The organism is Pseudomonas sp. 5P_3.1_Bac2 (assembly GCF_025465995.1).
Lineage (GTDB): Bacteria > Pseudomonadota > Gammaproteobacteria > Pseudomonadales > Pseudomonadaceae > Aquipseudomonas.
Map to the genome: position 1 here is coordinate 294,649 of NZ_JANLNY010000002.1, position 13,984 is coordinate 308,632.

A 13,984-nucleotide genomic window follows, 5' to 3' on the forward strand; every position below is an offset into this window, starting at 1 on the left:
TCCGAGCCGCTGCAATCAGCCTTTTTTTTTGCCTGCGTATTGCTCGCCCTCAGTCTTGGCGGGCGGTCAGGCGCACCAAACCCTGGCCGATTTCGATCAACTTAGCGTAGCGCGCTGGCAGGTGCGCGCGTACTTGGCCCTGGCTGACTTGGGCAGGATAGCTGCACAGGCGGATGCGTGCCTGTTCGGGGTGAGTGGGGTGCAGTTGATAAAAGTGCCAATCCACCGCGGTGTTCTCCGGCAAGGGGGTCGGCAGGCTGAAAAATGGCGAGCCTTCGGCGTAGCCCACATGGAAATCATCCGGTGCCGGGCCGTCGGGGAATGGCAACGGATCGAGAAAGCCAAACAGCGAGTCATGTTGCAGCAGGCTTAAGCGGGCGTACGGCCACACCCATTCACGCAAGAAAAACTGATCGGCGAAGTGCGCGTTGGCAATCGGCTGCGCGGCAAAACTTGCGAGCAGCTCTTTGATTGGTGGCAAGGCGCTGGGCACTGCGCCCCATAGTCCGGCGAGCAGCAGCTCGGTATGGCTGGCGCTGTCACGCATGGCGTGGAAGTGCTTATCGCTGGCCAGCCACTGCGCCACCGCCCGGGCTTCGCGAAGGGAAATCACCGAGTCGGCATCGCGTAGCAACACGCGATCCACCTGCGGATCGGCTAAGGCCATAAAGCGCCACATTGGTCCGGGTAACTGCCGCGTTGCCTCATCGACCAGCACCACCTGGGCGCCGGCGGCCTGCAAGCGCTGGACGACGGCCTGAGGCACGCTGTCGTCGAGATAAAAGCGGCAGGTCCAGTGCGGATAGATCTGCGGTTGTTCCGTGGCGTTGAGCACGGCGCTTTCGCAGTACTTGGAGTCGCCGCCGAACAGGCTAAAGGCAATGATATTGCGCGCCCGCCTGGCCAGACTGGGGGCGGGCGGCAAGCCTTGCTGCGCCGGGGCCGGCAGGGGTGGTGCCCGGTCAAATTGCGCGCTGCGCAGTTGCAGGGCCTGCAAGCCGTACAGGCGCACCTGCGGCCACTGTTTTAAGGCGCCGTGGGCATGCGACAGCGCATCGAACAGCGCCAGGCTGCGGGCGTTAAAGCGCAGCGCTTGGTTGGCGTAAGTGATGGCATCGGCCCAGCGTTCCAGCTTGATTGCATTGACTGCGGCATCGACCCAGGCATCGGCCAGACTCGGCTGAATTTTACAGGCGTGCAAGCAGGCATTTAATGCCTGTTGGAAATCACCTTGGGCGTAAGCGGATTTGGCTTTGCGTTGCAGTGAGTGCAGCAGCAAATGCTGTTTATTGGGGTGAACTTTTGCCTTGGCCATTAAGCGGTGGCTCACTGTTGCAGGGTGATAAGAGCCGCTTAAAACTAGCAGTAAAGTTTTTAAATAACTTTATAAAGTTGCACTTTTTGAACTTTTCGGAATTGTCTTAGGGGGTACCTGTAAACATATAGGCAGTATGCGCCCTGGACAATACTGGACTGTTCGCTGGTTTAAATGCCACGTCGAATAGACCTGATTAGTTAATCCATCAGTAGACCGAGATTAGTGCTGCAGGAATATCTGTAGATCCGCTCAATGCTGAAGTAACTAGGATCTAGGGAGAGGCAGCCGTGGGCTATGCTGTGTTAATCAAGTTGGTCACTCGCTTAAGTGCATTAGGTTTATTAACTTATTGTTCATCTGTTAACGCGGCGTCTAGCACGCCGCTTAGCGACTCGGCGAGCAACTATACCTGCAACCCCCAATGCGTATCGCGCGGCCCCAATGGCCGCGTTGCCGTCAGTGCGCAACTGCTGCAATCGCGCTTCAAGACGGATGTGGAGGCGGTGCAGTCCACTGACGTCGCGCCGCTGAGCCTGCGCCAAGGCCTGTATTTGTGGCAGGCGGTACAGGCGGCGGTGAGCGCTTACCCATCGATTCGCAGCGCCGTGGCCACCTTGTCTCAGCAAGGCAGTGGCGTTGATGCGGCTCGCGCCGGTTATTACCCCAGCGTCAAGGCCGGGATCAACAGCGGGCGGCACGGCAACATGGGCAACGGCCAGGTGTTGTCGGTCAATGCGGAACAGATGCTCTACGATTTCGGCAAAGTCAGCAGCTCCGTCAGCTATGCCGAGGCCAGCACCGAGCGGCAACTGGCCAAGGTGTTGGCGACCATGGATGACGTGGCCCGGCAAACCTCCCAGGCGGTAGTCGAAGTGCATCGCTATCAGTTGCAGGAGGTCGCGGCCAAGCGGCAGATCGCGGCCCTTGAAGATCTGCTGAAAGTGGCCCGGGTGCGTGCCCAGGGCGGCGCCAGTACCCAAGCTGACCCGGTGCAGGCCAGCTCCCGTCTCGACGCGGCCCAGTCGACTCTGCAGGCCGTGCAAACCCAGTTGCGTCAGTGGCGCAGCAAGCTCAAAACCTTGGTTCGCCAGCCGCTGCCCGAGCGTATCGGCAACTTGCCGGCGCGTGAGTTGCAACAGGCGGTGAGTGCCTTTGTGCCGCAGCTGCGCGATGTGCCGCAGCTGCAGGTGGCGCAGTTGGAGTTGCTGATGGCCAAGGCGCAGCTAGAGCGGGCCAAGGCCGCGCAGTTGCCAACGGTATCGGTGAGCGCCGGGGTCGATCAGTACTTAGGTGGTCTACGCGGACAAAAAGATGACCACGACTACAACCTGACCCTCAACGTCAGCAACAGCCTTTTTGAAGGCGGTGCCCTGCGTGCTCAAGAGCGGGCGGCGCAGTACGGCATCACCTCTGCGGAAGAAAATATTCAGACCCTGCACCTGGAAATCGAAGATAAGTGGCAGAGCGTCACCGAGCAGATCGATGGCATCGAGGCGCGCCTGCCCCTGTTGGCCGCACGCCAAAGCAGCATCATCGAGACCCGCCGCCTGTACCGCGAGCAGTACCTGAGCTTGGGCACGCGGACCTTGCTGGACTTGCTCAACTCCGAGCAGGAAATCTTTCAGGCTGAGCTGGAACAGCAAAATGCGCTGCACGACTTGCTGCAAGCGCGCCTTGATTACCTCCAAGCCACTGGGCGTATGCGCGATGTATTCCGCCTCTCCACGCAGATGACAGCGGGCGTTAACTGATGAGCACAGCAACTGAACAATCCGCCCCAGGCCTGGCCCAGGAGGCCTGGTTACAGGCTTTTCTGAGCGTGGCGCGGCACTACGGCTTGAGTGCCTCGGCGGAGCAATGCCGAGTGGCTTTAGAGTGGAGTCAGGGCTTGCCGCTGGAGCAGCAACTGGAGCAGATGGCGGGCAATATCGGCCTGAGCTTGCAGGTGCAGGGTTTTACTCGCAGCATGCTCGACCCGTGGCGGCTGCCGCTGGTGGCGGATTTCGGCAATGACCAGATCGGGGTGATTGAAGGGGTCGGCAGCGATGGTTTGGTCGGCGTGCGCTTGGCCGGCGAAGACCAGGTGCTACAGGCCTTGCCATTTGATGAGGTGGCGCAGCGAGTCGAGCAGGTGCTGCTGTTGCGTCCGCAAATCGGTGTGCCGGATGCGCGGGTGGATGACTACATCAAGCCCTATGACGCCGGCTGGTTCTGGAAGCTGGCGCTGCACGACTGGCCGCGCTATGGCGACATTATGCTGGCCTCCTTGGTGGCCAACGTGCTGGCCTTGTCGTCCATGATCTTCTCTATGCAGGTCTACGACCGGGTGGTGCCGGCGCAATCCGAACCGACCCTGTGGGTGTTGTTTGGCGGCGTGCTGCTGGCGATCCTTTTTGAGTTTTGCATGCGCCTGGCGCGCACCCATATCAGCGACAAAATTGGCAAGCGCGCCGACCTGCGCATCGGTGACCGGGTCTTCGGTCATGCCTTACGCATCCGCAATGAGTTCCGCTCGAAATCCACCGGCTCGTTTATTTCCCAGCTGCGTGAGCTGGAGCAGGTGCGCGAGCTGATCACCTCCAGCACCCTCGGCGCGCTGGCGGACTTACCCTTCTTTGCCTTGTTTCTGGCGGTGTTGTGGTATGTCGGCGGGGCGATTGCCTTCGTGCCACTGGCGGTGCTGCCGCTGTTATTGATTCCCGGTTGGCTGCTGCAGCGGCCCTTGGCCCGGCTGGCTAAGTTGGGCATGCGCGAATCCTCGCTGCGCAACTCGATGTTGGTCGAGGCGGTGCAGGGGCTGGATGACATTAAGCTGCTGCGCGCCGAGGGCAAGTTCCAGAACCAGTGGAACCACGTCAATGAGGTCAGCGCCGGGATTAGCATGCGCCAGCGCTTTATCACGGGCGCGATGATCGCCTGGACCCAGGAGCTGCAATCGCTGGTGTATGTCAGCGTGATCCTGATTGGCTGCTTTATGGTCATGGCCGGCGATATCACCACCGGGGCGCTGATTGGTGCGTCGATTTTGTCGTCGCGGATGATCGCGCCCTTGGCACAAATCTCCGGAATCATGGTGCGTTGGCAGCAAGCCAAGGTGGCGCGCCAAGGTCTGGAAGAGTTGATGAAACGCCCGGTCGATCAGCCGCTACACAGCAAACGTCTGCACCGGCCGTTGCTGCACGGTCACTATCAGTTCAAGGGCGTGCGTTTTCAGTACGACCCGGAAGGCGCCAACGTGGCGTTGGAGATTCCCAAGCTGAACATCAAGGCCGGTGAGCGGGTGGCGATTTTGGGCCGTAACGGCGCGGGTAAATCGACCTTGTTGCAACTCTTATCCGGTTTGGCCACCCCACAAGCGGGCGGCATCAGTCTGGATGGCTTAAGCCTGCCGCTGATCGATCCGGCGGATGTGCGCCGCGACGTCGGCCTGCTGATGCAAAACGCCACGCTGTTCTACGGCACCCTGCGTGACAACCTGACCATGGGCCGCCCGCAAGCCAGCGATGAGGAGATTGTGCAGGCCCTGCACTTGAGTGGCGCCTGGTCGTTGCTGAAGCTGTTTGCCGATGGCTTGGATCATGTCGTGCTGGAGGGTGGCAAGGGGCTGTCCGGTGGGCAACGGCAAGCGCTGTTGTTGGCTCGGACCCTGATTCGCAATCCGCGCATTGTCCTGCTGGATGAGCCCAGCGCTTGGCTGGATGACGTCAGTGAGAACCAACTGCTCAGCAGCCTGCAGCCCTGGCTGGAAGGCCGCACCTTGGTGCTCGCCACGCATCGTCCAGCGCTGCTGCGGTGGGTGGAGCGGATCATCGTCTTGGATGGCGGACGGGTGGTGATGGATGGCAGCAAGCAGCAGGTGCTGGCGCAAATCAGTGCCAGCCATGCCCCCGCCAGCCCAGGCCAAGGAGGCACCACGCAATGAGTGCAGCAGCCCAAGTTAAGCCGCGCAAAGGCGCGAAGCGTTTAGCCCAGTTGCAGCAAAAATCTTTGCGCATGCCACGCTCGTCAGTGGTGGTGTGGCTGATCTTTTTGGCTCTGCTGAGCTTTTTGCTGTGGGCCTATAACTTTCGTCTGGATGAGGTGACCACGGGCGTTGGCAAGGTGATTCCGACTTCGCGTGAGCAAATCATTCAGTCCCTCGAGGGTGGCATTGTCGCCGTGCTTAAGGTCAAAGAGGGCGATCTGGTGCAGGCCGGGCAAGTGCTGGCGCAGTTGGACCGCACCCGGGTTAAATCCAGCGTCGATGAAAGCGCCTCGCGGGTGCACTCGGCATTGGCCACGGCGGCCCGCTTGCGTGCGGAAGTCACCGGCGTGCCGTTGGAGTTTCCTGAACAGATCCTCCAAGACAGCGCCTTGGTCGCCAGCGAAACTGCGCTGTACCAATCCCGTCGCGAAAGCCTGGAGAAGAGCCTTAAGGGTATATCCGAAGCATTGGCCCTGGTGCGCCGTGAGCTGACCCTGACCCAGAGTCTGGTCAAGCAGGGCGCTGCCAGTGATGTGGAGGTGCTGCGCCTGAAGCGCCAGGCCAACGAGTTGGAGATGAAGGCCAACGAGACGCGCAGTCAGTATTACGTGAAGGCCCATGAGGATCTGGCTAAGGCCAACGCCGAGGTGGAGGCGCAGCAATCGGTGACCCGCGGCCGCGCCGACATGCTGTCGCGCATGACCATTACCTCGCCGGTACGCGGGGTGGTGAAAGATGTGGCGGTGACCACCGTGGGCGGCGTGGTGCCGCCCAATGGCCGCTTGATGGCGATCGTACCGATCGAAGACCGGCTGCTGGTGGAGGCGCGAATTTCCCCCCGTGACGTGGCGTTTATTCACCCCGGGCAGAAGGCCAAGGTCAAGATTACCGCCTATGACTACGCCATTTATGGCGGTCTGGAAGGGGTGGTGACGATGATCTCGGCCGACACCCTGCAAGATGAGGTCAAGCGTGATCTGTATTACTACCGGGTGTTTGTCCGCGCCGATAGCGACTCGCTGTACAACCGCCGTGGCGATGCCTTTCCGATCTTCCCGGGGATGATCGCCAGCGTGGACATCAACACCGGCAGCAAGACCATCTGGCAGTACCTGGTCAAACCCCTCAACCGCGCCCGCGAAGCCTTACGCGAACGTTAGGCTTGGCGGCAATAGCGTCGCCTCGCGGTGCTACTCCTTAGTACTTGGCCTGCCACCTGTTGCAAGCGGGTGGCGTTAATGGGCGCCTATACCCTGTGTCGTGAGTCGGCACAGGGTTTTTTTATCTCGAAAATAAAGTTTGCTGCGAATATTTGGCACGAGGTAACTAAGTTCCTTAACTATTAATGTCTCGATTTTTATTTAAGTTTAGTTATGAAATATTTAGCCAAACTTATTTAATTAATAGATCGTCGCTTTAAGAAAATTCCAATTGGTTTGTTGCTGTATGCAACTTTGAACTTTCTTGAGGTGCGGAGTTATTGCGCTTCGTCGGGTTGCCATGAGTGGCATTGCTCTAATCGGAATTGTCTTACGTATATCTGCAGGCTCGTATTTATCATCTTATTAGATTGTTATACCCCTGCCGCACGCTAATGCCATGGCGTGTTTATTCACTGCGAATAGTTATGCGCTGCCTGTTTAGGTGGTGTGAATTAGCGCAGGCGAATACGGCGTTCACCTAATGGATGTGAGAGTGTTGATATGGCTGTCATTAAACTGATTGATAAACACACTGGGCAATCGCAAAGTGCGGTAGGTAATGAGATCACCCTACAGCGTTCTGAGGTGGTGATGATCTCGGCCGGGCCGGCGGATATCGGCTCGATCAATCGGGTGGGTAACGCGTTGGTGGTCAAGCTGAAGTCGGGTGAGGTGATCACCGTTAACGACTTCTTTGTGGTCAACGACGGCGTTAAGAGCGATCTGGTGCTAGACGGCGGCAGCGCCCACGATGGTTTGTGGTGGGCTGAATACGAAGAGCCGTGGGAAGGCGCCAGCCTAGTTAAAATCGATAACGTCGAGCCGCTGATGGTCCCCGACGAAAGCTGGGGGTTGATGCCTTGGCTACTGGTCGGCGGCGCAGCGGCCGGCGGTGTGGCGGTGGCGGCTAGCTCCGGCGGTGGCGGCGGTGGCTCTCACGGCGTGGCCCCGGATACCGTGGCGCCAGACGCACCAACCATCAAATTCAATAATAAGCACGGTCTGACCGGCATGGCCGAAGCCAATGCCCAGGTCACCCTGCATCGCGCAGATGGCAGCAGCGTAGTGACCCAGGCCGACGACAAGGGCCTGTGGCACTTCAACCCCAACCCGATGCAAGAAGCCGAAGAGGGCTTTGTCAGCGCCAGCGATGCGGCGGGTAACCAAAGTGGACGTACTCCTACTGGCCCGGCTGACGTTACCGCACCGGATGCGCCAGTGATTGCGCTGAACAACGCCAATGGCCTGAGCGGCAGCAGTGAGGCTGGCGCCACCATCACCTTGACCCACGCTGACGGCAGCACCGTCACTACCCAAGCTGACGGCAAGGGGCAGTGGGCGTTTCAACCCAACCCGCTGCAGCAGGGCGAAAACGCCAAGCTGGATGCCACCGACGTGGCCGGCAACACCGGCGCCTCGGTGGAAACTGGCATAGCCGACATCACGGCGCCGCAGCCGCCGCTGATCGAGCAAAACAACGATCATGGCTTAGGCGGTAGCGGCGAGCCGGGCGGCACCATCGTGGTGGAACTGCCAGATGGCAGCACCCTGACCACCGTGGTCGACGACAACGGCCAATGGGCTATCGAGCCTAACCCGCTGGAAGACGGCGAGACTGGCAGCGTCACCATCACCGATCCAAGCGGCAACATCAGTGAGCCAACCGATACCGGTAAGGCTGACCTCAGCGCCCCTGATGCGCCGCTGTTGACCAGTAATAACGGCGCGGGCCTAACCGGCACCGCCGAAGCTAACAGCACCATTACCCTGACCAAAGCCGACGGCAGCACCGTTACCACCCAGACCGACGCCAATGGTAAGTGGGCGATGCAGCCTAACCCGCTGGCCCACGGCAGCGAAGGCACCCTCAATGCCATTGACGCCAGTGGCAACAGCAGCGCTCCAACTCCTACCGGTATTGCTGATGTGCTGGCGCCCGACGCGCCGTTGGTACTGACCAACAACGCCAGCAGCCTAAGCGGCCTGGCCGAAGCGGGCAGCACGGTAATCCTCAGCCAAGCCGATGGCAGCACCCTCACCACTCAGGCCGATGCCAATGGCCAGTGGCTGATGCAACCTAACCCGCTGGCCGACCAGCAAGGCGGTGCAGTGACGGCTACCGATGCCAGTGGCAACGTCAGTGCGTCCACCCCTACGGGCTTGGCGGATCTGCTGGCGCCGGACACCCCCTGGGTAGACTGCAACAACCTCAGCGGCATCAGTGGCTCTGGTGAGGCAGGTTGCCTCATCACCCTGACGCGCAAGGATGGCAGCACGCTAACCACGGTGACTGATGCCAACGGTCACTGGCTCATCACGCCTAACCCGATGGCAGACTGCGAAGAAGGTATGGTGACGGCCACCGACCGCAGCGGTAACACCAGCGCCGACAACCTCACCGGCCAGGCTGACATGACTCCGGCCGAGCCGCCGTTGATTAACTACAACAACGCCTCGGGCTTAGGCGGTACGGCTGAGGCGGGCGGGACCATCACGGTCACGCTCAGCGATGGCAGCACGGCCACCACTAAGGTCGATCACCTGGGCAATTGGGAGCTGCAACCCAACCCTCTGGCCGATGGTGAAAGTGCCCTCATCACCCTGACTGACCCAGGTCGTAACGTCAGCCCGCAGATTGATACCGGCAATGCCGACCTCAGCGCTCCGGATGCGCCGCTCGTACTCAGCAACAACGGTGAAGGTCTGGTCGGCAGCGGCGAGCCGGGCAGCAGCGTAGTGTTGAACCTGCCTGATGGCAGCAGCATGAGTGCGCTGGTGGATGACCAAGGGCACTGGTCGTTTGTACCTAACCCGCTGGCCAACGGCGAGCGTGGTAGCGTCAGCCTGATTGACCCGGCTGGCAACTTCAGTACCGCCACCGACACCGGCATCGCCGACCTGATCGCGCCGCCGGCGCCACTGGTTGCCAGCAACAACCTGGCTGGCTTAAGCGGTACGGCTGAGCCAGGCAGCACGGTGAGCCTGATCCGCGCCGACGGCAGCAGCCAAACCACTCAGGTCAACAGCAACGGCGAGTGGCTGTTTAAGCCCAACCCCTTGCAGCATGGCGAAGACGCTCAAGTAGTGGCCAGCGACCGCAGCGGCAACCAGAGTGCCGCGACCGCCACGGGCAACGCCGACTTGGTTGCGCCGGACGCCCCGCTTGTCGATAGCAACAACCAACTGCTCTTGGGCGGTAGTGCCGAGCCTGGCGGACAAATCGTGATGCGTCTGCCCGATGGCAGCAGCATCAGCACCCAGGTGGATGAAAACGGCCGTTGGAGCTTCGAGCCTAACCCACTCAACGAGGGTGAGAACGCCCGGGTTGTGGTGATTGATCCGGCCGGCAACATCAGCCGTGCAAGCAACACCGGTGGTTCGGACATCACCGCGCCCCATGCGCCGGTGGTCGACAGCAACAACGGCGCAGGCCTCACTGGCAGCGCTGAAGTCGACAGCACCATCACCCTGACCAAGCCCGATGGCAGCACCGTCACCACGCAAACCGATGACCGCGGTCATTGGGCATTGCAACCTAACCCGCTGGCCGATGGTGAAGAGGGGACGCTCACCGCGACCGACGCCAGTGATAACGCCAGCGGCGAAACCAGCACCGGCATCGCCGACCTGATCGCCCCGGATGCGCCAGTAATCGCCAGCAACAACCACGACGGCATTGGCGGCAGCGGCGAGCCGGGCGCCACCATCGTGATCCAACTGCCCGATGGCAGCACCCTGACCACCGTGGTGAATGACAACGGCCAGTGGCTGATGCAACCCAACCCGCTGAGCGAAGGCGAGCAAGGCCAAGTCACCCTGGTTGACCCGGCAGGCAATATCAGTGCGCCGATCGATACCGGTAAGGCTGACGTCACCGCGCCGGACGCGCCGGTGATCGACAGCAACAACGGCAGTGGCTTAGGTGGCACCGGCGAGCCCGGCGGTAGCATCGTGGTGCAATTGCCCGATGGCTCCACCGTCACCACCAGCGTCGATGAGAACGGGCAGTGGGCGATTAAGCCGAACCCGTTGGAGGATGGCGAGCAGGGCAAGGTGACCATCACCGACCCGGCCGGCAACATCAGTGCGCCAAGCGAAACCGGCAAGGCTGACCTGAGTGCTCCAGACGCGCCGGTGGTTATCAGCAACAACCTCGGCGGCCTCGCCGGTACGGCAGAGGCGGGCAGCACCGTGAGCCTGCTGCGCGAAGATGGCAGCCGTGTTACCACGCAAGCTGACAGCCAGGGTCATTGGCTGTTCAAACCTAACCCGCTGAACCATGGTGAAGCCGGGCAGGTGAGCGCCAGCGATGCCAGCGGCAATGTCAGTGCGCAGACGCCAACGGGGAATGCCGACCTGATCGCGCCGGATATGCCGGTCGTCGATACCAACAATGAGCTGGTCTTGGGCGGCAGCGCCGAAGCCGGTGGCACCATTTTGGTGAGGCTGCCTGATGGCAGTAGCCTGACTACCCAGGTGGACGAAAGTGGCCGCTGGAGCATCGAGCCCAACCCACTCAATGATGGTGAGAGCGCTAACGTTTCGGTGAGCGATCCGGCGGGTAACAGCAGCCTGCCGGTGAATACCGGCGGCTCGGACATCATCGCCCCGGATGCTCCGACTGTGACCAGCAACAACGCGGCAGGTATTAGCGGTAAGGCGGAGCCGGACAGCACCGTCACCCTGACCCGCGCCGATGGCAGCACCGTCACTACTCAGGCTGACAGCCAAGGCAACTGGGCGCTGCAACCGAACCCGCTGGCTAACGGCGAAGAAGGCCAGGTGAGCGCTACCGATGCCAGTGGCAACGTCAGCGCGCTGACGCCGACTGGCCCTGCTGACCTGATCGCCCCGGATGCGCCGGTGATCGACAGCAACAACGATCTGGCCTTGAGCGGTAGCGCCGAAGCCGGTGGCACCATTGTGGTTAGACTGCCCGATGGCAGCACCCTGACCACCGTGGCGGACGACAACGGCAAGTGGGCCCTGCGTCCTAACCCTCTGGATAACGGCGAACAAGCCTCGGTCACGGTCACCGACCCGGCCGGCAACATCAGTGCGCCCACTGTCACTGGCGAGGCCGATATCGATGCTCCGCCAGCGCCAAGTGTCGACAGCAACAACCTGGCAGGTCTTACGGGCACTGGCGAGGCGGGTAGCACCATTACCCTGACCAAGCCGGACGGCACTACTGTGACTACCCAGGCGGACGCTGACGGCAACTGGACGCTGCAACCTAACCCGCTGGCCGATGGCGAGGAAGCGACGGTCAGTGCGACTGATCCAAGCGGCAATGTCAGTGCGCAAACTCCGACTGGCCCTGCTGACCTGATCGCGCCGAATGCACCGGTGATCGACAGCAACAATGGCAGCGGTATCCACGGCCGCGCGGAAGCTGGCGCGACCATTGTGCTCGAACTGCCCAATGGCTCGACGGTGACCACCACTGTCGGTAAAGACGGCCTGTGGTTTGTTCAGCCTAACCCGTTGGCCAATGGCGAATCCGCCAGCGTCACCGCCACCGACCCGGCCGGCAACATCAGTGCGCCTAGCGACACGGGTATTGCCGATATCAGCGCGCCTGCCGGCCCTATCGTCGACAGCAACAACCTCGGCGGCCTGACCGGCAGCGGCGAGCCAGGCAGCACTATTACCCTGACTAAACCCGATGGCAGCACCGTCACCACCCTGGTCGATACCGATGGCCACTGGGCCATGCAGCCCAACCCGCTGGCGGACAGCGAGCAAGGCTTGGTTACGGCCACTGATCGCAGCGGCAACGTCAGTACCGAAACGGCTACCGGCGCGGCTGACCTGATCGTTCCCGATGCGCCAGTGGTCGACCTCAACAACGAGAGTGGCCTCGGCGGTAGCGGTGAAGTAGGCGGCACCATCGTGGTCAAGTTGCCGGATGGCAGCACCCTGAGCACCGTGGCGGATGAGAACGGGCGTTGGAGCTTCGAGCCCAACCCCCTGAAAGAGGGCGAGCAAGGTTCGCTGACTCAGATCGACCCGGCCGGCAATATCAGCACCCCGGTGCTGACGGATAACTCCGACGTGACGGCGCCTGATGCGCCTGTTGTGGAAAACAACAACGAAAGCGGCTTAGGCGGCAGCGGTGAGCCGGGCGGCACCATCGTGGTGGAATTGCCAGATGGCAGCACCCTGACCACCGTGGTCGACGACAACGGCCAATGGGCTATCGAGCCTAACCCGCTGGAAGACGGTGAGAGCGGCAGCGTCACCATCACCGATCCAAGCGGCAATATCAGTGAGCCAACCGATACTGGTAAGGCTGACGTCACTCCACCTGCGCCACCAGTTGTCGATAACAACAACGAGAGTGGTCTGGGCGGCAGCGGCGAGTCGGGCGGCACCATCGTGGTGGAACTGCCGGATGGCAGCACCCTGACCACTGTGGTCGACGACAACGGCCAATGGGCTATCGAGCCTAACCCGCTGGAAGACGGCGAGAGCGGCAGCGTCACCATCACCGATCCAAGCGGCAATATCAGTGAGCCGACCGACACCGGTAAGGCTGACGTCACTCCACCTGCGCCACCGGTTGTGGATAACAACAACGAAAGCGGCTTAGGCGGCAGCGGCGAGCCGGGCGGCACCATCGTGGTGGAACTGCCGGATGGCAGCACCTTGACCACCGTGGTCGACGACAACGGCCAGTGGACCATCGAACCTAACCCACTGGAAGACGGCGAGACTGGCAGCGTCACCATCACCGACCCAAGCGGCAATATCAGTGAGCCGACCGATACCGGTAAGGCTGACGTCACTCCACCAGCGTCACCGGTTGTCGATAACAACAACGAGAGCGGTCTGGGCGGTAGAGGCGAGCCGGGCGGCACCATCGTGGTCGAACTGCCAGATGGCAGCACCCTGACCACCGTGGTCGACGACAACGGCCAATGGGCCATCGAGCCTAACCCGCTGGAAGACGGCGAGAACGGCAGCGTCACCGTCACTGATCCAAGCGGCAATATCAGTGAGCCGACCGATACCGGTAGGGCTGACGTCACCCCACCTGCGCCACCGGTTGTCGATAACAACAACGAAAGCGGCTTAGGCGGTAGCGGTGAGCCAGGCGGCACCATCGTGGTGGAACTGCCGGACGGCAGCACCCTGACCACTGTGGTCGACGACAACGGCCAGTGGGCCATCGAGCCCAACCCGCTGGAAGACGGCGAGAGCGGCAGCGTCACCATCACCGATCCAAGCGGCAATATCAGTGAGCCGACCGACACCGGTAAGGCTGACGTCACTCCACCTGCACCACCGGTTGTCGATAACAACAACGAGAGCGGTCTGGGCGGCAGCGGCGAGCCGGGCGGCACCATCGTGGTGGAACTGCCAGATGGCAGCACCCTGACCACCGTGGTCGACGACAACGGCCAATGGGCTATCGAGCCTAACCCGCTGGAAGACGGCGAGAGCGGCACGGTCACCATCACCGACCCAAGCGGCAATATCAGTGAGCCAACCGAT

Annotated in this window: 5 protein-coding genes; 4 read left to right on the forward strand and 1 reads right to left on the reverse strand. The window is 61.4% G+C overall.

From position 1 onward, the window contains the following. Window positions 1-49 precede the first annotated feature (49 nt). Window positions 50-1,315 (reverse strand): tetratricopeptide repeat protein, encoded by a 1,266-nt coding sequence (locus NTD81_RS01295; protein WP_262178616.1) that lies wholly within the window; start codon window positions 1,313-1,315, stop codon window positions 50-52. A gap of 290 nt (window positions 1,316-1,605) precedes the next feature. On the opposite strand from NTD81_RS01295, the gene NTD81_RS01300 reads away from it, so the two are divergent. The 4 genes from NTD81_RS01300 to NTD81_RS01315 form a co-directional block, all read left to right on the forward strand. Continuing rightward, a complete protein-coding gene (locus tag NTD81_RS01300; protein ID WP_262178618.1) occupies window positions 1,606-3,069 on the forward strand; it encodes a TolC family outer membrane protein in 1,464 nt (487 codons plus the stop codon). After that, a complete protein-coding gene (locus NTD81_RS01305; RefSeq protein WP_262178620.1) occupies window positions 3,069-5,240 on the forward strand; it encodes a type I secretion system permease/ATPase in 2,172 nt (723 codons plus the stop codon). Before NTD81_RS01300 ends, NTD81_RS01305 begins: the two co-directional genes overlap by 1 nt. 71 nt (window positions 5,241-5,311) lie before the next feature. Then, on the forward strand, window positions 5,312-6,442 hold the full coding sequence (locus NTD81_RS01310) for an HlyD family efflux transporter periplasmic adaptor subunit (protein ID WP_262178644.1): 1,131 nt from the start codon (window positions 5,312-5,314) through the stop codon (window positions 6,440-6,442). A 543-nt stretch (window positions 6,443-6,985) separates the two neighbouring features. Further along, the coding region (locus NTD81_RS01315) for an Ig-like domain-containing protein (RefSeq protein WP_262178622.1) at window positions 6,986-13,984 on the forward strand (6,999 nt) is incomplete at its 3' end.

What these genes read in the sequence shown, in the direction of transcription:
- NTD81_RS01295 (WP_262178616.1), bottom strand. Translation starts at nt 1,315, where the DNA reads ATGGCCAAGGCAAAAGTTCACCCCAATAAACAGCATTTGCTGCTGCAC.
- NTD81_RS01305 (WP_262178620.1), top strand. Translation starts at nt 3,069, where the DNA reads ATGAGCACAGCAACTGAACAATCCGCCCCAGGCCTGGCCCAGGAGGCC.
- NTD81_RS01310 (WP_262178644.1), top strand. Translation starts at nt 5,312, where the DNA reads ATGCCACGCTCGTCAGTGGTGGTGTGGCTGATCTTTTTGGCTCTGCTG.